The sequence below is a fragment of the Aquisalimonas lutea genome (genome assembly GCF_030409225.1).
Taxonomy (GTDB): Bacteria; Pseudomonadota; Gammaproteobacteria; order Nitrococcales; family Aquisalimonadaceae; genus Aquisalimonas; species Aquisalimonas lutea.
Window position 1 is genome coordinate 1,002,995 of record NZ_JAUFPK010000001.1, and the last position, 20,317, is coordinate 1,023,311.

Consider the following 20,317-nt stretch of genomic DNA (forward strand, 5'->3'; position numbering starts at 1 on the left):
GCCATGCGATACTGCCCGCCCTTCTTCCGGCCCCCGGGGGGATTCTTGCGGTATGCATTCTGCCAGTGGCGCACGCGGGACGGACGGCCCGGCACGCGGGTGCCCGAGCCGTTCCGGGATTGGCTGGTGGCAACCGGCTCGCTCACCGCCCGCATGCGCCGGCACTGTCCGCAGACCTTCCGCGTGCACCCGCTGGCCCAAGGATGGCGACGGCCCGCCCTGGAAGAGGCCTGGCGTCTCGGCCTGCGGTGCCGCCGGGCCGTCTGGACCCGGGAGGTGGCCCTGTGCTGCGACGATCACCCCTGGATTCTCGCCCGCACCGTGATTCCGGCCTTGTCCCTGCGCGGCGGCAACGACGTGCTCCGGGGGCTGGGGACCCGTCCGCTGGGCGAGCTGCTCTTCCGCGGCGGGGGCAGCGGGCGGGATCCCCTGGAGGTCGCCCGGCTGCGCGGCGGCGACTGGCTCGCCCGGCACCTGGCTCCGGCCGCCGGGAGCTCGCTGGCGGGTTGCTGGAGCCGCCGCCGCGTTCACTATCTCCGTGGCCGGCCGTTGATGGTGACCGAGGTGTTTTTGCCGGCGTTGTTCCACCAGACTGCCGCCTTGCCGCGGCAGGAGTCCACCGAGGAGGAAGCCCGTGGCCATGACCGTCGGATGGCTTGCTGACCGCTTGCTCCAGTATGCCCGGCTGGCGCGCCTGGATCGGCCCATCGGCAACTTCCTGCTGCTCTGGCCCATGCTCTGGGCCCTGTGGCTGGCCGCCGAGGGGTTCCCGGATCCGCTGGTGTTCACGGTGTTCGTCGCCGGCGTGGTGGTCATGCGGGCCGCCGGTTGCGTGATCAATGACTTTGCCGACCGTCGCGTGGACGGCCACGTCAAGCGCACGGCCCACCGGCCCATGGCCCAGGGCCGCGTGGGCGAGCGCGAGGCCCTGGGCCTGTTCGTGGTGCTGTGCCTGGCGGCGTTCGGCCTGGTCCTGCTGATGAACACGCTCACCATTGCACTGTCGCTGGTGGCGGTGGCGCTGGCGGCGACCTACCCATTCGCCAAGCGCTACACCCATCTGCCGCAGGTGCACCTGGGCGCGGCCTTCGGCTGGGCCGTGCCCATGGCCTTCGCGGCGCAGGCCGGGGCCGTGCCGCCGCTGGCCTGGCTGGTCTATATCGCCGCCGTGGTCTGGGCGACGGTCTACGATACCCAGTACGCCATGGTGGACCGTGACGACGACCTGAAGATCGGCGTCAAGTCCACGGCCATCCTGTTCGGCGAGCAGGACCGCCTGATGATCGGGCTGCTCCAGGTGCTGATGACGTTCACGCTGCTGCTGGTGGGGCTGCGTGCCGAGCTCGGCGCGGCCTACTATGTCATGCTGGCGCTGGCGACGCTGCTGTTCGTCTACCAGCAGTGGCTGATCCGGGACCGCAGCCGCGAAGGCTGCTTTCAGGCGTTTCTCAACAACAACGTCTATGGCGGGGTGGTGTTCGTCGGCATCGTGCTCGACTACGGCTGGGCGAGCGCATAGATGGCGGGCGGGCGATGACTCGCCGCGGCACCCGGCGGGCGGTCGCGGCCCTGCGGAAAAAGGCCTGACGCCATGGATTTCTGGTACAGCATCGCCGCCGTCATCGCTCCGTTCCTGGCGCTCGTGGCCTCGGCCCACGCAGTGCTCACCAAGCGTGATTCCCGCAGCGCCCTGATGTGGATCGCCCTGCTGTGGCTGGTGCCGCTGCTGGGCGCGGTGCTGTACCTGGCGTTCGGCATCAACCGCATCAACCGGCGCGCCAGTGCGCTGCAGCGCGAGATCGTGGACGAGTTCGAGCGCGAGCACGAGTGTGACGGCGACATGCTGCGCGCCCGGCTGGGCCCCGAGGGCCAGTACCTGGAGGCCCTGGCCCGGGCCACGGGGCGCATCGCCCCGCGGCCGCTGGTCCAGGGCAACCACGCGGATGTCCTCGTCGACGGCGACGAGGCCTATCCGGCCATGATCGCCGCCATCGACGGGGCGCAGACCTCGGTTACCCTGGCGACCTACATCTTCGGCAACGATCATGTCGGTCACTGGTTCGCCGATGCGCTCCAGCGCGCAGTGGAGCGCGGGGTGGCCGTGCGGGTGCTCATCGACAACGCCGGCGAGCGCTATACCTGGCCGTCCATGGTGGGCGTGCTACGGCAGCAGGCGGTGCCGGTGGCCCGGTTCTTCCCCGGCTTCCCGGTGCGACTGGTGGGCATCAACCTGCGCAACCACCGCAAGCTGCTGGTGGTGGACGGCACCACCGGGTTCACCGGCGGCATGAACCTGCGCCGCCATCACATGCGCGACGCCGGGCCGCGCGCCACGCGGGACTTCCATTTCCGCATGCAGGGGCCCGTGGTGCGCCATCTGCAGGAAGTGTTCTACGAGGACTGGCTGTTCGCCACGGGCGAGCGGCTGGAAGGACCCGGCTGGTTCCCGGACATCGCGCCGGAGGGAACGGTCGTGGCGCGGGGACTCCCCGACGGGCCGGATCACAACTTCATGACCCACCAGATGACCTTCCAGGCCGCGGTGACCACGGCCCGGGAATCCATCCGCATCATGACGCCGTACTTCCTGCCGGAGGCGACCCTGATCGCCGCCCTCAATACCGCCTCGATCCGCGGCGTCGACGTGGACATCGTGCTGCCGGCCAAGTCCAACCTGCCGTTCGTGCACTGGGCCATGATGGCCCACATCCGCCAGGTCCTGGCCTACGACTGCCGGGTCTGGCTGACGCCCCGGCCCTTCGACCACTCCAAGCTGCTGGTGGTGGACGACGCCTGGTCCTGTATCGGCTCCTCCAACTGGGATCCGCGCAGCCTGCGCCTGAACTTCGAGCTCAACGTCGAGTGCTTCGACCGTGCCCTGGCGCAGGATCTCGCCGGCCGCATCGACGCGCGCATCGCCCATGCCCGCTCCCTGACCCGGGAGGACGTGGACGCCCGCCCGCTGCCGGTGCAGCTGCGCGACGGCGTGGCCCGGCTCATGATGCCGTATCTGTGATGCACCGTCCTGGTGCGTAAACGGCGCGCCTGCCCCGCGCTGCGTGCCGGCATCCCGGCGCAACTCCCTGTCTCACCGGAACGGGCGCTCCTGGCGTGAATCTTGTTAGCCGGATCAGGGGAATCCAGCAACCCGGGAACGGCTCATGACACAGCAGGACGCCGGCAATCGCACGGCAGCGGACTATCTCATCGCCTCGAAGCGCTGCGACATCCACGGCCTCGAGCAGCTTCTCGATACGGGCCGCCTGGTGGTCGCGGTGAGCAACCTGATCCACGCGCTCCAGCGCGAGCGCGGGGCCGCCAACGTCTATCTGGCGTCCGGCGGCCGGCGCTTCGCGCGGGATCTGCCGGGATTGCGCCAGGCCGCCCTCAAGCAGGAGCGCCAGTTCCGCGCGCGCCTGACGGGGATCGACCCCGCGGCCGGGGCCATGCCGGGCGCCAGCCGCCTCTACAGCCGCGTCGCCTACGCCATCCATGGGCTGGACGAGCTGCGCAGCGTCCGCGAGGAGGTGCGCGGCCTGCGGCTGGATCCGGAATCCGTGGTCGAGGGCTACAGCCAGCTCATCCACGGCTTGCTCGCGGTGGTTTTCGAGGCGGCGGACTCGGCCGTCGATCCCGATATCTCGCGGTTGCTGGTGGCCATGTTCCATCTCATGCAGGGCAAGGAGCTCGCCGGCCGCGAGCGGGCCATCGGCGCCGGCGCCTTCGCCCGGGGCGAGTTCGGCGAGCGGCTCACCGAGCGGCTGCGCCACCTGATCGACAACCAGGAACGCTGCTTCGAGATCTTCACCGGCTTCGCCGATGACCCGTCCCTGGCGACCTGGCGCCGCATCGGCGCGGGAGAGGCCTCGACCGAGCTCGAGCGGTTGCGGCGCAAGGCCTGTACGGCGCCCCCGGAGCAGCCCGCGGACCCCGACCGCGCCGACCGCTGGTTCGAGGAGGCGTCGCGGCGGATCGACGGGCTGAAGCAGGTCGAGGATCAGCTGGAGGGCAGCCTGGAGCACCTCTGTGCCCGCAAGCTGGAGGCGGCGCGGGACGACCTCGACTGCCACGAGCAGCACCTGGAGGCCCTGGCGGGCAAGCCCGACGAGCCGGCGGCCTTCGCCGTGTTCTTTGACGGCGGCGGTGCGGCTGCCGGCACCGCCACCTACACCACCGATGTCGCCAGCCCGCAGCTGGGCCGTTCCCTGGTCGACCTGGTGCAGTCCCAGTCCGTGCGCCTGCAGCGGATGAGCGAGGAGCTGGACGAGGCCCGCACCGCCCTGGCCGAGCGCAAGACCGTTGAGCGTGCCAAGGGCCTGGTCATGCAGCATCGCGGCATGACCGAGGAAGAGGCCTACCGCTTCCTGCGCCAGGTCGCCATGGCCCAGAGCCGCCGCCTCGCTGACGTCGCCTCCGATGCCGTGGCCATGGTGGATCTGCTCAGGGAGGCCTGACACCGCCCGGTGCCGTGCCCTTGTTCGCGTCCGCGGCGAAGCGGGCGCTCTGCATGCCCTTTGATCGAGCGCCGGCCGCGGCACATGCACCGTCGCGGGGCGCTTCCGCGCCGCCCGGTCGTCGCCTTGACCGGTGCCGAAGCCCCACCAGTGGCGGGTCTCGCCGCGATTCCGGAATTCAGGCACGGAGTTTGAATGGTACCGGGTACCACGCGGCGCGCCCCGAACGGGGCTCCAACAAAGCGTGATCGCGGCCATCGACGGGCCGCACTGTGAACAACGGCGTTCACCACCCCCGGGCTCCCGTCCACAGGCGGGTACGGGGTGGCTGAGCGCCTTTTTTTTGCCCTGGCGCCGGGACCGATGACCGGCGACGGCTCGCACGGACTCCGAGGGAGGTCGGGATGAAAGAGAAACTGGTTCTGGTCGGAAACGGCATGGCCGGCATGAAGGTCATCGAGGAGCTGCAGACCATCGCGCCGGACAAGTACGACATCACCGTCTTCGGTGCCGAGCCCTACGGCAACTACAACCGCATCATGCTCTCGCCGCTGCTCGCCGGGGAAAAGACCCTGGACGACATCATGCTCAACGGCGAGGACTGGTACGCCGAGCGGGGCATCACCTTCCACAAGGGCCGGGAGATCATCGAGGTCGACCGCATGGGCAAGCGGGTCTTCGCCGACGACGGCACCGTCGAGGACTACGACCGGCTGCTGCTCGGCACCGGCTCCCACCCGGTGGTGATCCCGGTGCCCGGCCACGACCTGCCCGGCGTCCTGAGCTATCGCGACGTCAAGGACGTGGACGCCATGTTCGAGGCCAGCCGCCGGCACCGCAAGGCGGTGGTCATCGGCGGCGGCCTGCTGGGCCTGGAGGCGGCGTACGGGCTCATGCAGCAGGGCATGGAGGTTACCGTGGTGCACCTCATGCCCTGGCTCATGGAGCGCCAGCTGGACGAGACCGCCGGCAATTACCTCAAGGAGTCCCTGGAGGCCCGCGGCATGCGGTTCCGCATGCAGGCGGAGACCAGCGAGATCGTCGGCGACGACAACGGCATCGAGTCGGTGCGCTTCAAGGACGGCTCCGAGGAGGCGGCCGACCTGGTGGTCATGGCCGTGGGCATCCGCCCCAACAAGGAGCTCGCCAAGCGCGCCGGGCTGCACTGCGAGCGGGGTGTCGTCGTCTCGGACACCATGCAGACCTTCGACCCGAGCATCTACGCCGTGGGCGAGTGCGTCCAGCACCGGGGGACCTGCTACGGGCTGGTGGCGCCGCTGTTCGAGCAGGCCAGGGTGTGTGCCAACCACCTGGCGGGCTACGGCTTCCGCCTGTACGAAGGCTCGGTGACCTCCACCAAGCTCAAGGTCACCGGCGTGGACCTGTTCTCGGCGGGCGCGTTCCAGGATGCCGAGGGCGTGGAGAACATCGTCTACCAGGATCCGCACGCGGGCGTCTACAAGAAGGTTTGCGTCAAGGATGACCGCATCGTCGGCACCGTGCTCTACGGCGACACCGGCGACGGCACCTGGTACTTCCAGCTCCTGCGCGACGGCACCTCCATCGCCGACTTCCGCGACAGCCTGCTGTTCGGCCAGGCGCACCTGGGGGATTCCGGTCACGGCGGCGTCAGCCAGGTGGCCAACCTGCCGGACGACGCGCAGATCTGCGACTGCAACGGCGTGTGCAAGGGCGACATCGTCCAGGCCATTACCCGGGAGGGGTTGTTCACCCTGGACGACGTCAAGGTGCACACCAAGGCCTCGGCCTCCTGCGGCTCCTGCACCGGGCTGGTGGAGCAGATTCTCGCCGCGACTATGGGCGGCGACTACGAGGCCGCCCAGGTCAAGCCCATGTGCGGCTGCACCGACATGAGCCACGACCAGGTGCGCGAGGCCATTCGCGAGGGCCGGCTCACCAGCCTGCGCCAGGTGTTCGACAACCTGGGCTGGAAGACCGACGACGGCTGCGAGAAGTGCCGGCCGGCGCTGAACTACTACCTGATCGCCACCTGGCCGGACGAGGCCGAGGACGACGCCCAGGCCCGGTTCGTCAACGAGCGCATGCACGCCAACATCCAGAAGGACGGCACCTTCTCCGTGGTGCCGCGGATCTGGGGCGGCGTGACCACGCCGAGCCAGCTGCGCTCCATCGCCGAGGTGGCGGAGAAGTACGAGGTGCCCACGGTGAAGATCACCGGCGGCCAGCGCATCGACCTTCTGGGCGTGAAGAAGGAGCAGCTGCCCGGCGTCTGGGGTGATCTCTCGGATGCCGGCTTCGTCTCCGGGCATGCCTACGGCAAGGCCCTGCGCACCGTGAAGACGTGCGTGGGCTCGGAGTGGTGCCGTTTCGGCGTCCAGGACTCCACCACCTGTGGCATCGAGCTGGAGAAGATGACCTGGGGCACGTGGACGCCGCACAAGGTGAAGATGGCGGCCTCGGGCTGCCCGCGCAACTGCGCCGAGGCCAGCATCAAGGACTTCGGCGTGGTCGCCATCGAGTCCGGCTGGGAGCTCCACGTGGGCGGCAACGGTGGCGTCAAGGTCCGGGCCACGGACGTCCTCTGCCGCGTCGAGACCATCGACGAGGTCAAGGAGTACTGCGCCGCTTTCCTGCAGCTCTACCGCGAGGAGGCCCGCTACCTGGAGCGCACGGCGCCCTGGATCGAGCGGGTGGGGCTGAGCTATGTCCGCGACCGCGTGGTGGAGGACCCGGAAGACCGCCGCGCCCTGGCCGGGCGCTTCCACGCCTCGCAGAAGCAGGCCCAGGAAGACCCCTGGCAGTTCTACAGCAAGAACCACCAGGACAAGTTCGAGCCGCTCAAGCGGGCGGGCTGAGAGGTGGGTCGCGCCGGAAGTCGTTCCTGCGGCGGGTTGCGCCCGCGGGCTTTACCGCGCTCGCGGGACCTGCTGTGGGAGGGGCTTCAGCCCCGACTACCCGGGCGCGGCGACGCTCTGGAAGGTCGCGGCTGAAGCCGCTCCTACGGCGGGCCGGAGAAGGGCTCGCGGGCGCAACCCGCCGCAGGAGCGACGTCCATCGCGACCGTGCGAATGCACACGAACCGAGGAGCAACCCATGCAAGCAGAACAGACATCCCGCACCGACTGGCTCGCCGTGGGCCGCCTGGACGACATACCCCGGCTGGGCGCCCGGGTGGTGGAGACCGCGCACGGCCCGGTGGCCGTGTTCCGCAACGGCGCCGATGAGGTCTTCGCCCTGCTGGACCGCTGCCCCCACCAGGGCGGGCCGCTGTCCGAGGGCATGGTCCACGGGCGCCTGGTTACCTGCCCGCTGCACCAGTGGAACATCCATCTGGACCGGGGCGAGGCCAGGGCCCCGGATCACGGGTGCGTGCCGCGCTTCCAGGTGAAGCAGGCCGACGGCGAGCTGTTCCTGAACCCGGAGCCGGTGGGATAGCCGTGGGAGCGGCTTCAGCCGCGACGTTCCAGGGAATCTGAATACGAGGTGCAGATCATGAGGCAACCCCGTGCCCATGCCACGCGGACCACCTGCCCCTACTGCGGCGTGGGCTGCGGCGTGCTCGCCGGGCCCGGCGCCGACGGTGCGGTCACCATCCAGGGCGACCCGGAGCACCCGGCGAACCACGGGCGACTGTGCTCCAAGGGAGCGGCCCTCGGGGATACCGTCGACCTGCAAGGGCGGCTGCTCCAGCCCGTGGTCCACGGCGCCGCCGCCGGCTGGGACACCGCCCTGGACACGGTGGCCGGGGAACTGCAGCGCATCATCGCCGAGCACGGCCCCGGAGCGGTGGCCTTCTACGGCTCCGGCCAGATGCTCACCGAGGACTACTACGTCGCCAACAAGCTGTTCAAGGGCTTCATCGGCACCGCCCACGTGGATACCAACTCGCGGCTGTGCATGGCCTCGGCGGTGGCCGGCCACAAGCGCGCCTTCGGCTCCGACACGGTGCCCGGCAACTACGAGGACCTGGAGCAGGCCGAGCTGCTGGTGCTGGCGGGGTCCAACCTGGCCTGGTGCCATCCGGTGCTGTACCAGCGGGTGGTCGCCGCCCGGCAGAGCAACCCCGACCTGCGCGTGGTGGTCATCGACCCCCGGCGTACCGACACCTGCGACATCGCCGATCTGCACCTGCCCCTGGCCCCCGGTACCGACGCCTGGCTGTGGAACGGCCTGCTGCACCACCTGGCCGGCGACGGGGTCGTGGACTACGCGTTCCTGGAGGCGCACACGGAAGGATTCGGCGGCGCCATCGAGCAGGCGCGGGCCGGCGGCAGCGTGCCCGAGGTGGCCGATCAGTGCGACTTGCCCGAAGGCGACGTCATGCAGTTCTACCGGCTGTTCGCCCGCACCGAGCGCACGGTGAGCCTGTTTTCCCAGGGCGTGAACCAGTCCACCTCCGGCAGCGACAAGGTCAACAGCATTGTCAACTGCCATCTCCTCACCGGCCGGATCGGCCGGCCGGGGACGGGCCCGCTGTCCATCACCGGCCAGCCCAATGCCATGGGCGGCCGCGAGGTGGGGGCGCTGGCCAACCAGCTGGCGGCGCACATGGACTTCGCCCCCGAGGACGTGGACCGGGTACGGCGGTTCTGGGACGCGCCCAACATGGTCACCTCGCCGGGCCACAGGGCCGTGGAGCTGTACGAGGCCATCGGGCGGGGCGAGATCCGGGCGGTGTGGATCATGGCCACCAATCCCGCGGTCAGCCTGCCGGATGCCGACCGCATGCGCGAGGCGCTGCGCGGCTGTGACCTGGTGGTGGTCTCCGAGGCCATGGCCGGCACCGATACCGCCGCCGTGGCGGACGTGCTGCTGCCGGCGCTGACCTGGGGCGAGAAGGACGGCACCGTGACCAACTCCGAGCGCCGGATCTCCCGGCAGCGCCCCTTCCTGCCGGCGCCGGGCGAGGCCAAGCCCGACTGGTGGGCCCTGTGCCGGGTGGCCGAGCGGCTCGGCTACGGTGACGCCTTCCCGTACCGCCACCCGCAGGAGATCTTCGACGAGCACGCCCGGCTGTCGGCCTTCGAGAACGACGGCCGGCGCGACTTCGACATCGGCGGCCTGGCGGGCCTGGGGCGGGCCGGCTACGACACGCTGCCGCCCCGGCAGTGGCCGGTGCGCGCTGACGGCGCCGACACGCCGAGGCTGTTCAGCGACGGGGGCTACCGCACGGACTCCGGCCGGGCCCGCTTCGTCGCCGTGGTGCCGCGCCCGCCCGCGGGCCACCCGGACCCGGGCTCCCCCGTGGTGCTCAATACCGGGCGGGTGCGGGATCACTGGCATACCATGACGCGCACCGGCAAGGCCGCGCGGCTGTCCAGTCACGCCGTGGAGCCGTTCGTGCAGGTGCACCCCGACGACGCCGCCGCTTTCGAGCTGGAGGTCGGCGCGCTCGCCCGGGTCGGCAGCCCCCGGGGGCACTTCGTCGGCCGCGTCGTTGTCGACAACGGCCTGCACCGGGGTACCGTGTTCGCGCCCATGCACTGGAACGACCAGTACGCGGCCTCGGGACGCATCGATGCCGTGGTCAACCCGGATACCGATCCGCTCTCCGGCCAGCCGGAGCTCAAGCACACCCCCGTCGCCATCGCCCCGGCCCGTGCGGCCTGGTACGGCTTCATGCTGCTGCGCCGGGCGCCGGACCGGCACCCGGATTGCGCCTGGTGGGCATTCGCCCGCGGTAGCGCGTTCGTGCGCTACGAGCTCGCCGGCAACGAGCCGCCCGACGCGCTGCCGGCGCTGGCGCGACGGTGGCTCGGCGAGGGCGACGACTGGCTGGAGTTCGGCGACCCGGCCCGCGGCAGCTACCGGGCCGCGCGCCTGGAAGCAGGGCAGCTCATGGGCTGCGTGTTCATGGGGCCGCTGGATACGCTGCCGGGGCGCAACTGGCTCGCCACCTTGTTCGCCCGGGAGCGCCTGTCCCCCGGCGAGCGCATGACGCTGCTGTCCGGCCGCCCGCCCACCGGCGTCAGGGACGCCGGGCCGACGGTGTGCTCGTGCTTCGGCGTGGGCGAGAACACCATCGCCGACGCCATCGCCGCCGGGGCGACGGAGCCGGATGCGGTCACCCTGGCCTGTCAGGCAGGCGGCAACTGCGGCAGCTGCCTGCCGGAGATCCGGAGCCTGATCGCCCGTCATGCCGCGCCCGCCCGGAGGAGGATCGCCTGATGCATCGTGATGACCGGTCACGTGGCGCCGCCGGCAATCGGGCCGGTGCCGGTAACGGGTCGGGGCTGAAGCCCCTCCCACCTGTGGCGGGGCCGGTGCCGGACTCCGGCTGTGGCAGGGGCTTCGGCCCCGACCGGGGCGAAGCCCCCGGCTCCGGGCAGCATCGAGTCGGCAAGGTCTACCTGGTCGGCGCCGGCCCCGGGGACCCGGAGCTGCTGACCCGCAAGGCCGAGCGCCTGCTCCGCGAGGCCGACGTGATTCTCCATGATCGCCTGGTCTCGCCGGCGATCCTGGCCCTGGCGGGTCCCGGGCCCGAGCGCGTGTACGCGGGCAAGCAGTGCGGCAATCACCATGTCCCCCAGGGGCGGACGGAGGAGCTGCTGGCGCACTACGCCCGCCAGGGGCTGACGGTGGTCCGGCTCAAGGGGGGTGACCCGTTCGTGTTCGGGCGCGGCGGCGAGGAGCAGGACGCCCTGCGTGCCGCCGGCATCCCGTGCGAGATCGTGCCCGGGGTCACGGCCGCCCTGGGGTGCGCGGCCGCCGCTGGCATCCCCCTGACCCACCGCGATTACGCCCGGTCCGTGCTCTTTGTCACGGGCCACGACCGCGACGGTCGCGGCCCGGACGACTGGGCAACGCTCACCCGCCGTGACCGCACACTGGTGGTGTACATGGGGCTGGGGCCGCTGGCGGATTTCTGCGCCGGCCTGCGGCGCAACGGCCTGCCCGCGGACTGGCCCGTGGCGGTGATTGCCGACGGGACCACGGACAAGCAGCGGGTGGTGCGCGGCAGCCTGGCGGACATCGCCCGGCGCGCCGCGGACGCGGGGCTGCCCAGCCCGGCCCTGACCCTTGTCGGCCGCGTGGTGACGGCCGGCACTGACCGGGAACTGGCCGCCACGGCGGCGGCTGCCACCTAGTGTCCTGTAACCCGTGACCACGGAAGCGACCCGGCGCAACACGGCGCTCGGCACGAGCACGTTCGGCGTCACCGCGGTGTCGCTGGCGTGGATCGCCTGGGCCGAGTGGCGCCCGGGTGCGCGGCCGGTGACAGCATCCGGGGCCGAATCGCGGTGACCGCGACCGCCGCGCAGGCGCCGCCGAATTGACTGGCGGGCTCCTCTGCGCAAGACTCGCCGGATTCCAACGGTGAGGACGAGGAGCGACAACAATGACAATGGCGCACAAGGCAAAGGCGGTTCTGGGGGCTGTGTGTGCTCTCGGCATGCTGTTCGGCAACGCGCATGCGGCGTCGCAGGGGGATTTCAGCGACATGGAGCCGGTCAATCTGCGGCTGGCGCACGTGGTCAACGAGCAGGACGGCTTCCATATCGCCGCGGAGAAGTTCCAGGAACTGGTGGAAGAGCGCACCGGCGGCAAGATCACAGTGGAGATCTACCCCAACGCGCAGCTCGGCGACGAGCGCACCCTGCTGGAGAGCATGCAGGTGGGCACCGTGGACATGGGCGTCATCACCAACGGCCCGGTGGCCAACTTCGTCGAGGAGATCGCGGTCCTCGAGCTGCCGTTCCTGTTCCCCTCCCGCGAGGCGGCCTACGAGGTGCTGGACGGGCCCATCGGCCAGGACCTGCTGGACGAGCTCGAGCGGGTGAACCTCAAGGGGCTCGCCTATGCCGAGCGCGGTTTCCGCAACCTGACCAACAGCCGCGGCCCGGTCTCCGCCCCGGAGGACCTGGACGGCCTGCGCCTGCGCGTCATGGAGAACCCGGTGTACGTGGATACCTTCCGCGCCCTGGGCGCCAACGCCGTGCCCATGGCCTGGACCGAGGCGTTGACGGCCATGCAGCAGGGCACCATCGACGGCCAGGAGAACCCGGTCAACGTGGTGCACTCCTTCGACCTGCACGAGACCCAGACCCACATGACCATGACCCGGCACACGTACGCGCCGGCGCTGTTCGTCATGGGGCTGCCGGTCTGGCAGCAGATGCCGGAGGCGGCGCAGGAGGTGCTGGAGAACGCCGCCCAGGAGGCCGCGGAGCATGAGCGGCGCGTGAACGCCGAAATGGAGGGCGAGCAGCTGCAGGAGCTGCGCGAGGCGGGCATGGAGATCAACACCAATCCGGATCTGGCCGCCTTCCGGGAAGCCGTCAAGCCGGTCTACGAGGAGTATGCCGACCAGTTCGGCGACTACCTCCCGCGCATCCGGGAAGCCCTCGACTGAGGCGGTCCGGTGGCGTGGCTGCTGCACCAGGAGGGGCCGCTCCAGCGGTCAGGACGCGCCGCGCTGCGCGTCCTGGTCGCCGTGGAGCGCGGTGTTGACGCAGTCCTGCAGCCGGTGGTGTTCCTGGGCGTCGCCGCGCTGATCGCGGTGATGACGCTGCAGATCGTCTCCCGGGTGTTCTTCACCGCCGCGGGCTGGACCGAGGAGGCCGCCCGCTTCCTGCTGGTCTGGCTTACCTTCCTGGGGGCGGCGCTGGCGTACCAGCGGGGTCGCCATATCGCCGTGACCTCCCTGGTCGAGCTGCTGCCGTCCGGGCTGCAGAGGGCCTGCCGGGCGGCGGTGTCGGTGGTCGCCATCGGTTTCCTGCTGGTGCTGGTGGTGGTGGGCTATCGCTACATGGATCTGCAGTCGTTCCAGCGCTCCGCTTCCCTGCAGGTCTCCATGTTCTACGTCTACGCCGTGATGCCCGCGAGCGCGGCGATCATGGCGTTCTACGCCCTGGTGGACCTGTTGCAGGCCGTGCTCGGAACGTCCGGCGGCGCGGATGCCGCCGGCTCCGCGCGGCCGGAAGCCGGCGAGCCATGACCCTGCTGCTGTTCGGCCTGTTCCTGGTGTTCCTCGTCATCGGCGTGCCGGTGGCCCTGGCCATCGGTGCCAGTACCGTGGTGGCGCTCTACAGCGCCGACGTCTCCCTGATGATGGTCTCCCAGCGGATGTTCGCCGGGGTCGACTCGTTCGCCCTGATCGCGGTGCCGCTGTTCATTCTCGCCGGCGACCTCATGGCCGAGGGCAAGGTGAGCGAGCGGCTGGTGGATTTCGCCGATGCCCTGTTCGGCTTTCTCAAGGGCGGGCTGTCCATCGTCTCCGTCCTGGCCGGGGTGTTCTTCGCGGCGATCTCCGGCTCCGGGGCGGCGACCACGGCGGCCATCAGCTCCACCCTGGTCCCCGAGCTCCGGCGCAAGGGCTATGATCCGGCCTCCGCGGCCAGCCTGATCGCGGCCAGCGGCACCATCGGCGTGGTGATTCCCCCGTCGGTGCCCATGATCATCTACGCGGTCATGGCCCAGGAGTCCGTATCGCAGCTGTTTCTCCACGGCTTCCTGCCCGGTGTCGTCATGGGGCTCGGCCTGATGGTGATCGCCGTCATCCAGGGGTATCGCCGCAACTACCCCCGCGGCGCGGCGCTGTCGCTGCGCACCATCCTGCGCACGCTGGCCGGCGCGTTCTGGGGGCTGCTGACGCCGGTGATCATCCTCGGCGGCATCTTCTCCGGGGTGTTCACGCCCAGCGAGGCGGCCGTGGTGGCGGTGAACTACGCGCTGCTGGTGTCGCTGTTCGTCTACCGCGACCTGACCCTGCGCCAGATCTACCGGATCATGGTGCGCTCGGCGATCACCACGGCGGTGATCATGTTCGTCATCGCCACGTCGGCGACGCTGAGCTGGACCCTGGCGAACTGGAGCATTCCGTCCGCCATCGCCCAGTCGGTGCTGTCGCTGTCCACGGACCCCTACGTGATCATGCTGCTGGTGGTCGCCGTGATCCTGCTCACCGGCGTGTTCATCGAGACCGCCAGCGCCCTGGTGATTCTCACGCCGGTGCTGCTGCCGCTGGTGGTGCAGCTGGGCATCGACCCGATCCACTTCGGGGTGATCATCGTCGTGGGGCTGGCCATCGGCATGATCACGCCGCCGGTGGCGATCAACCTCTACGTGGCCTCATCGGTGACGCGGCTGCCCCTGGAGCGCATCGCGGCCGCCGTGACGCCCTATCTCCTGAGCCTGCTGGCCGTGCTGCTGCTGGTGGTGTACGTGCCCATTCTCCTGGGCGTGTCGGGGTAGCCAGCGGGAAGGCGGAGCGACGGCCCGGATTCAGTCCCCGGTCGGATGCGCCAGCTCCGGGACGGGCACGGTACCGCGGGCGGTGATCTCGCCCTGCTGCCACACGCGCCATTCCCCCGGTTGGTAGGTGTCCCAGCGCTCGTCGCTGGTCAGCGGCTCGGTGGTGATCACGCTGACCACGTCGCTGGGGGTTGTCTCCGCCTCGAAGTCCACGGCCACGTCGGCGTCCCGCAGGCGCGCCGGACCGAAGGGCGCGCGGCGGGTAATCGCGGTCATGCGCGTGCTGCAGAACGTGAACAGCCAGTCGCCGTTGCTGAGCAGGAGATTGAACACCCCGCGCTGCGCGTACTCGCCGGCGGCGGCAACCAGGGTGGCCAGCAGCGTGGCGTCGTCCACGTCCGGGGCGAGCTCGTCGCGGATGCGGTTGAGCAGGTCGCAGAAGATGTGCTCGCTGTCGGTCTCGCCCACCGGCCGGTAGGTGCCGGGCCGGGCGGCGAAACCGGCCACCTGGCCGTTGTGGGCGAAGGTCCAGTAACGGCCCCAGAGCTCGCGGATGAACGGATGGGTGTTCTCCAGCGCCACGCGGCCGACGTTGGCCTGGCGGATGTGGCCCACGGCGACCTCGCTCTTGATGGGATGGCTCTCGATCATCTCCGCGATGCGCGAGCGGGCGCTGGCCGCGGGATCGTGGAACACGCGCACGCCCCGGCCCTCGTAGAACGCGATTCCCCAGCCGTCGCCGTGCGGCCCGGCCTCGCCGCCCCGGCGCCGCAGCCCGGTGAAGCTGAAGCACAGGTCGGTGGGGGTGTTGGCGCTCATGGCCAGAAGCTCGCACATGAGAGATATGCCTCCAGCGTTCGTCGCCATGAGTATAACGCGATGGTCGGCGCCCCCTGTTTCCTTGAGGAGCAAAAGCCGGCATGCTGTGCCGCTCGTGCACGCCGCGATACCGTCAAGGAGGGTCCTTGAGCGACGACATCTATTTCTACGAGCCCGTGAACGGGCACGGGCTCGCCCACGACCCGTTCAACGCCATGGTGGCGCCCCGGCCCATCGGCTGGATCTCCTCCCGGGACAGCGTCGGCAATCTCAACCTGGCCCCCTACAGCTTTTTCAACGCATTCAACTACCGCCCGCCCATCGTGGGGTTCGCCAGTGTCGGCTACAAGGATTCCGTGCGCAACATCCTGGACACGGGCGAGTTCGGCTGGAACCTGGCCACCAGGCCCCTGGCCGAGGCCATGAACGCGAGCTCCGCGCACGTGCCCGGAGAGATCGACGAGTTCCGGCTGGCCGGCCTGACGCCGGTGGACTCCCGGGTCATCTCCGTGCCCCGGGTGGCGGAGACACCGGTGTCGTTCGAGTGCCGGCTCAGCCAGCATTTCCAGCTCCAGGGCGCGGACGGCCGCAAGGCGGACACCTGGATGGTCCTGGGCGAGGTGGTGGGCGTGCATATCCGGACGGATCTGCTCCGTGACGGCGTCTACGATACCGCGGCCGCCGAGCCCATCATGCGGGCTGGGGGACCGGCGGACTACTTCACCGTGGATGCCGCCCAGCGATTCCGGATGCATCGCCCCGGGTAGCGCGGGCTCTGCCGAGGCAGGAGTCCGCGTGCAGCGCCCGGAGGGCCGTCAGCGGAGCTGGCTGTCCTTGCTGCCGCGGCGGTTGTAGTGGCCTACCTGCCGGTCGCGGGCGTCGGCCTCGCTCTGGCAGGCGACGCAGAGCTGGACACCGGGAATGGCACGGCGGCGGGCTTCCGGGATCAGCGCCTCGCATTCGAGGCAATGGCTGCGGCTCTCACCCGCCGGGAGACGGCTGCGGGCGTGCTCCACGGCCTCGGCCACCGAGCTCTCGATCTGCTCGTGGACGGCGTCGTCGCCGGCCCATCCGCTCGCCATGGCGCACCTCCTGCGGCCCCGTGCACGTTTCTAACGATAGTGTACCCGCCTTTCACGAAGCAAAGCCAGGTCTCGGCGGTTTTCTGCGCCGCCGAGACCTGGCTTTGCTTCGTGAAAGGCGAGTGACCCGGCCCGTGCCGGGGGAGGCATCCCGGAGATCCGGCCGTACCCGGCGTGGCCTGCGGGTACGGCCGGAGTCCGGGGATCAGTTCGTCCGGAACCGTCCCATGAGCTCTTCCAGCTCCGCCGACAGCCGGGCCAGGTCGTCGCTGGCCGAGGCCACCTGGCTGGCCGCGGTGGCCGTGCGGCCGGAGATGTCCCCGATCTCGTTGACGTTCTTGTTGATCTCCTCGACGGCCTGGCTCTGCTCCTCCGCGGCCGAGGCGATCTGATTGCTCATGTCGCTGATGGAGTGGATGCGCTGGGTAATGCCGTCCAGCTGCTCGCGGCACTGGCGCACCTGGGAAACGGTCTCGCTGCTCTGCTCCCGGCCGGTGTCCATGAGGCCGGAGGCCTTCTGGGTGCCGCTCTGCACGCGCTCGATGATCTCGCGGATCTCGCTGGTGGACTGCTGTGTCCGCTGCGCCAGGGTGCGCACCTCGTCGGCGACCACGGAGAAGCCGCGGCCGTGCTCGCCGGCGCGGGCGGCCTCGATGGCGGCGTTGAGCGCCAGCAGGTTGGTCTGCTCGGCGACGCCGTTGATCACCTCCAGGACCGTGCCGATCTGATCGGTGTCCTCCCGCAGCCGGGTGATGCTGTCGCTGGTCTGCTCCAGTTGGTCGGCGAGCTTCTCCACGGTGGTCACGGTCTGCTCCATGGCCGTGGCCATCTCGCCGACGTCGCTGCTCGCCGTCTGGGCCGCGTCCGCGGTCTCGCTGACGTTGCTGGCCACCTCGCGCACCGTGGCGGTCATCTCGTTGGTGGCCGTGCTCACCTGATCCGTGGCGTTGTGCTGCGCGTCGACATCGGATTTCGCCTCCCTGCTGGTGGCGGAGAGCTCCTCGGCGGCGGAGGACAGCTGGGTGGAGGTGCCCTTGGCGCGCCCGACCAGGTCCTGCAGCATCTCCAGGAAGCGATCGATGTGACCTGCCAGCTGCCCGATCTCGTCCCGGGCCGGGTTGTCCAGCCGCAGCGTGAGGTCGCCTTCGCCGCTGTTGAGGTTCTGCACCCGGGCCGACATCTCCCGGAGCGGGCGCAGCACCAGGGAGGGGACCTGGATCATGACATAGGCGGCGACGACCAGGCCGGCGAGCAGGGCGCCCAGGAGGGTCCAGCGGTTGGCCGTCTCCGTGGTGACCAGCGCCGCGGAGAGCTCGCCGGACAGCGCGTTGATCCGCTGGGTCATCTGGTCCATGTGATTGCGGGCGGTGTCGAAGGTCTCGCGGCCCTCGCCCAGGACGAGCTGCATCGCCCGCTCGTCCTGATTGTTGCCGGCGAGTGTGAAGATCTCGCCGCTGATCTCGTCCCAGCGTTGGATGTCGCTGGCGAACCGCTCAGCGCGCTCCGTGATATCGGGATGGTCCAGCGTTTCGGCGGCGCGGCGAACCCGGTCCTTCGCCTGGCCGACATTCTCCCGATAGACTTCCCGCTGCTCGGCCATCGCCTCGCTGTCTTCCGCCAGGACCGCCTGCATCTGGGCGATCTCCGCCTGATGGAGATCGCGGTCCGCCTCGAGCACCATCGAGCCGCCGGGCATGTACTCGTCGGCGAAGACGTGCGCCCTGCCGGTCATGTCGGAGAGCAGGAAGACGGACAGGCCGCTGACAATGATCAGGATCAGCGTCAGAACGGCCACGGGCGTAGCAAGCTTCCACCGGAAAGAGAGGTCCCGCCACCAGGTACGCATAAGTCACCCCGAGAGTCATGTTTGCTGTCGAACGCCCACGAGCGCCATCGGTCGGAACGCTGTTACGGTCCGTTCTCTTTGTATCGTCCGTGACCGCAGAAACTTGAGTGGCAAGAGCAGGTTTGATCGTGTGCCGCGGCTCGCGCATGCGGCCGGTGACCGCCCGCCAACGACGCGCTAGCCGGGCAGCGTGTGCGGGCCCCGATCCAGCTCCCCGGCCTCCACCGGGCGGGCGAACAGGAAGCCCTGCCACTGGTCGCAGCCGAGGTCCCTGAGGATCCGGGCCTGATCGCCGGTTTCCACCCCCTCCGCGGTGACCGCGAGGCCGAGCGCCGCGGCGAGGTGCACGATGCCCTCCAGGATGCGCCGATCCCGTTCCACCGGCAGCCGGGCAACGAAGCTGCGGTCGATCTTCACGCGGTCGACGGGCATGTCGGTGAGATAGCTCAGCGACGAGTATCCGGTGCCGAAATCGTCCAGGGCCAGGGAGACGCCGAGCCCCCGGACGCGCTCCAGAAGCCCCATGCTGGCATCGCTGCGCTGCAGCAGGGCGCTTTCCGTGATCTCCAGCTCCAGCAGCCCGGGCGTGAGACCGTGACGCCGGAGGCTGTCCCGGACGTCATCGAACAGCGTCGCCTCGGCGATCTGCAGGGCGGCGACATTCACGGAGACAACCAGCGGTTGCCCCTGCCGCTCCCAGGCGGCTCCCTGGGCCACGGCGCGGTCCAGCATCTGGCGGCCGATCGCCAGGATCTGGCCGGTGCGCTCGGCCACCGGGATGAACAGCCCGGGGCTGACCGTGCCGCGCTGCGGGTGCCGCCAGCGCACCAGCGCCTCAACCCCCACGACCTGCCCGGTCCGTGTGTCGATGCGGCCCTGGTATACCGGGAACAGCTCGTCGCGTTCCAGGGCCCGGCCGAGCTCCATGGACAGCTCCATGCGCGTGCGTTGCTCGGCCCCGGCCTCCGATGACAGGACCCAACTGGAGCCGTCGCATTCCTCGGCGGCCATGACCGCCGCCTCCGCGGCCGGCAGGAGGCCGTGCGGGGTGCCGGCATCCTGCAGGCGGGCGACCCCCAGGGCACAGATCGGCCCGATCTGGCTGCCGCGCACCTGCAGGGCGGCGGTGAGCTCGCTCAGGGCATGGTTGGACCGGGCCTCCACGTCGGCTTCCCCGGTGTCGTCCAGGAGCACGGCGAACTCACCCCGTCCGCGCACGGCGATGAGCGCCGGCTCCGGGAACACCAGGCGCAGCCGGTCCGCCAGGGTCCGGGTGACGAACTCCAGCTCCTCGCGCTCGAGGGTGACCTCCAGCTGCCCGTAGTTTCGCACCCGGACCAGCACCAGCGCCGCTGACGCGTCCCCGGCCTCGCGGAGACGGTCCGTCGCCTGCTCCAGCCCGTGGGCATTGAGGACGCCGGTGACGTGATCCCGGGTGGCGACGCGCTCCAGGTGGGCGCCGAGATCCTCCAGCGCCCGGTGGGTTCCCTGGATCAGGGTGCCCATCTCGTCGCGGAGGTCCAGCTCCGGGCGGTACAGCTGGCCCCGTTCCCGGAAGCGCCGGAGCATGCCGAGGGTCAGGTCGATGGGCCGCAGCAGGGCGTGCAGCGCCACCAGGGTGACCAGCGTGCCGGCCAGCGTGGCGACCAGCGCCATGGCGAGAACCTGGAGCGCGTACGCCTCCGTGACCGAGTTGGCGTAGATGAAATAGGCGAGAATGGCCAGCAGCGGGACGTGTGTCCCCAGAAAGGCCACCACGAGGACCTTGGCCTTGAAGGAGTGCCGCAGTACCGGCAGGCGGCTGAACCACTGGTAGCCCGTCAGGCGCGGGAGACTCGTGGCGGCGGCGCTGGTGCTCATGGGCCCTTTCCTCGCAGACATGGGGGCGATTCTGGGCATTGTGCTCGGCGGGACGGAACGTTTGCGAGAAGGAGCGCACA

At 70.2% G+C, this 20,317-nt stretch carries 17 protein-coding genes; 13 read left to right on the forward strand and 4 right to left on the reverse strand.

Translation table 11 applies throughout. From position 1 onward, the window contains the following. Window positions 1–45: 45 nt before the first annotated feature. The 12 genes from QWY84_RS04765 to QWY84_RS04820 all read left to right on the forward strand — a co-directional run bounded on the left by QWY84_RS04765 (window position 46) and on the right by QWY84_RS04820 (window position 14,630). Window positions 46–663 (forward strand): chorismate--pyruvate lyase family protein, encoded by a 618-nt coding sequence (locus QWY84_RS04765; protein WP_290201305.1) that lies wholly within the window; start codon window positions 46–48, stop codon window positions 661–663. After that, window positions 641–1,519, forward strand: a complete 879-nt coding sequence (ubiA, locus tag QWY84_RS04770; RefSeq protein ID WP_290202680.1) for a 4-hydroxybenzoate octaprenyltransferase — start codon at window positions 641–643, stop codon at window positions 1,517–1,519. The genes QWY84_RS04765 and ubiA overlap by 23 nt, the downstream gene beginning before the upstream one ends. 72 nt (window positions 1,520–1,591) lie before the next feature. Next, window positions 1,592–3,016: a cardiolipin synthase gene (gene cls / locus QWY84_RS04775; RefSeq protein ID WP_290201306.1), complete on the forward strand. Its 1,425-nt coding sequence runs from the start codon at window positions 1,592–1,594 to the stop codon at window positions 3,014–3,016. A gap of 145 nt (window positions 3,017–3,161) precedes the next feature. Then, window positions 3,162–4,454, forward strand: coding sequence for a nitrate regulatory protein (locus tag QWY84_RS04780; protein ID WP_290201307.1), 1,293 nt, complete (start codon window positions 3,162–3,164; stop codon window positions 4,452–4,454). 404 nt (window positions 4,455–4,858) lie between these two features. Continuing rightward, window positions 4,859–7,291: a nitrite reductase large subunit NirB gene (gene nirB / locus QWY84_RS04785; protein WP_290201308.1), complete on the forward strand. Its 2,433-nt coding sequence runs from the start codon at window positions 4,859–4,861 to the stop codon at window positions 7,289–7,291. A 238-nt stretch (window positions 7,292–7,529) separates the two neighbouring features. After that, window positions 7,530–7,871, forward strand: a complete 342-nt coding sequence (nirD, locus tag QWY84_RS04790; RefSeq protein WP_290201309.1) for a nitrite reductase small subunit NirD — start codon at window positions 7,530–7,532, stop codon at window positions 7,869–7,871. A 57-nt stretch (window positions 7,872–7,928) separates the two neighbouring features. After that, a complete protein-coding gene (locus tag QWY84_RS04795) occupies window positions 7,929–10,604 on the forward strand; it encodes a nitrate reductase (protein WP_290201310.1) in 2,676 nt (891 codons plus the stop codon). After that, window positions 10,604–11,524, forward strand: a complete 921-nt coding sequence (gene cobA, locus QWY84_RS04800; protein ID WP_290201311.1) for a uroporphyrinogen-III C-methyltransferase — start codon at window positions 10,604–10,606, stop codon at window positions 11,522–11,524. The genes QWY84_RS04795 and cobA overlap by 1 nt, the downstream gene beginning before the upstream one ends. A 13-nt stretch (window positions 11,525–11,537) precedes the next feature. Further along, window positions 11,538–11,681, forward strand: coding sequence for a hypothetical protein (locus QWY84_RS04805; protein WP_290201312.1), 144 nt, complete (start codon window positions 11,538–11,540; stop codon window positions 11,679–11,681). Between the two features lie 100 nt (window positions 11,682–11,781). After that, window positions 11,782–12,789: a TRAP transporter substrate-binding protein gene (locus QWY84_RS04810; RefSeq protein WP_290201313.1), complete on the forward strand. Its 1,008-nt coding sequence runs from the start codon at window positions 11,782–11,784 to the stop codon at window positions 12,787–12,789. Between the two features lie 9 nt (window positions 12,790–12,798). Continuing rightward, entirely contained in the window at window positions 12,799–13,374 is a 576-nt protein-coding gene (locus QWY84_RS04815; RefSeq protein ID WP_290201314.1) for a TRAP transporter small permease, read from the forward strand. After that, window positions 13,371–14,630 (forward strand): TRAP transporter large permease, encoded by a 1,260-nt coding sequence (locus tag QWY84_RS04820; RefSeq protein ID WP_290201315.1) that lies wholly within the window; start codon window positions 13,371–13,373, stop codon window positions 14,628–14,630. Before QWY84_RS04815 ends, QWY84_RS04820 begins: the two co-directional genes overlap by 4 nt. A gap of 30 nt (window positions 14,631–14,660) precedes the next feature. On the opposite strand, the gene QWY84_RS04825 is transcribed toward QWY84_RS04820, so the two are convergent. Continuing rightward, window positions 14,661–15,467, reverse strand: a complete 807-nt coding sequence (locus QWY84_RS04825; protein ID WP_290201316.1) for a class II glutamine amidotransferase — start codon at window positions 15,465–15,467, stop codon at window positions 14,661–14,663. A gap of 128 nt (window positions 15,468–15,595) precedes the next feature. Between QWY84_RS04825 and QWY84_RS04830 the strand changes: the two genes are divergently transcribed. Then, complete coding sequence (locus QWY84_RS04830; protein WP_290201317.1) at window positions 15,596–16,216, forward strand: flavin reductase family protein; 621 nt, start codon at window positions 15,596–15,598, stop codon at window positions 16,214–16,216. Between the two features lie 48 nt (window positions 16,217–16,264). On the opposite strand, the gene QWY84_RS04835 is transcribed toward QWY84_RS04830, so the two are convergent. From QWY84_RS04835 to QWY84_RS04845, 3 genes are all read right to left on the reverse strand, one after another. Continuing rightward, window positions 16,265–16,531: a DksA/TraR family C4-type zinc finger protein gene (locus QWY84_RS04835; RefSeq protein ID WP_290201318.1), complete on the reverse strand. Its 267-nt coding sequence runs from the start codon at window positions 16,529–16,531 to the stop codon at window positions 16,265–16,267. A 205-nt stretch (window positions 16,532–16,736) separates the two neighbouring features. Next, the gene (locus QWY84_RS04840) at window positions 16,737–18,377 is read right to left on the reverse strand and encodes a methyl-accepting chemotaxis protein (RefSeq protein ID WP_290201319.1); all 1,641 of its coding nucleotides are present in this window, start codon (window positions 18,375–18,377) and stop codon (window positions 16,737–16,739) included. Window positions 18,378–18,554: 177 nt separating this feature from the next. Beyond that, on the reverse strand, window positions 18,555–20,237 hold the full coding sequence (locus QWY84_RS04845; RefSeq protein ID WP_290201320.1) for a bifunctional diguanylate cyclase/phosphodiesterase: 1,683 nt from the start codon (window positions 20,235–20,237) through the stop codon (window positions 18,555–18,557). Window positions 20,238–20,317: the final 80 nt, after the last annotated feature.

What these genes read in the sequence shown, in the direction of transcription:
- ubiA (WP_290202680.1), top strand. Translation starts at nt 641, where the DNA reads ATGACCGTCGGATGGCTTGCTGACCGCTTGCTCCAGTATGCCCGGCTG.
- cls (WP_290201306.1), top strand. Translation starts at nt 1,592, where the DNA reads ATGGATTTCTGGTACAGCATCGCCGCCGTCATCGCTCCGTTCCTGGCG.
- QWY84_RS04780 (WP_290201307.1), top strand. Translation starts at nt 3,162, where the DNA reads ATGACACAGCAGGACGCCGGCAATCGCACGGCAGCGGACTATCTCATC.
- nirB (WP_290201308.1), top strand. Translation starts at nt 4,859, where the DNA reads ATGAAAGAGAAACTGGTTCTGGTCGGAAACGGCATGGCCGGCATGAAG.
- nirD (WP_290201309.1), top strand. Translation starts at nt 7,530, where the DNA reads ATGCAAGCAGAACAGACATCCCGCACCGACTGGCTCGCCGTGGGCCGC.
- QWY84_RS04795 (WP_290201310.1), top strand. Translation starts at nt 7,929, where the DNA reads ATGAGGCAACCCCGTGCCCATGCCACGCGGACCACCTGCCCCTACTGC.
- cobA (WP_290201311.1), top strand. Translation starts at nt 10,604, where the DNA reads ATGCATCGTGATGACCGGTCACGTGGCGCCGCCGGCAATCGGGCCGGT.
- QWY84_RS04810 (WP_290201313.1), top strand. Translation starts at nt 11,782, where the DNA reads ATGGCGCACAAGGCAAAGGCGGTTCTGGGGGCTGTGTGTGCTCTCGGC.
- QWY84_RS04820 (WP_290201315.1), top strand. Translation starts at nt 13,371, where the DNA reads ATGACCCTGCTGCTGTTCGGCCTGTTCCTGGTGTTCCTCGTCATCGGC.
- QWY84_RS04825 (WP_290201316.1), bottom strand. Translation starts at nt 15,467, where the DNA reads ATGTGCGAGCTTCTGGCCATGAGCGCCAACACCCCCACCGACCTGTGC.
- QWY84_RS04835 (WP_290201318.1), bottom strand. Translation starts at nt 16,531, where the DNA reads ATGGCGAGCGGATGGGCCGGCGACGACGCCGTCCACGAGCAGATCGAG.
- QWY84_RS04840 (WP_290201319.1), bottom strand. Translation starts at nt 18,377, where the DNA reads ATGCGTACCTGGTGGCGGGACCTCTCTTTCCGGTGGAAGCTTGCTACG.
- QWY84_RS04845 (WP_290201320.1), bottom strand. Translation starts at nt 20,237, where the DNA reads ATGAGCACCAGCGCCGCCGCCACGAGTCTCCCGCGCCTGACGGGCTAC.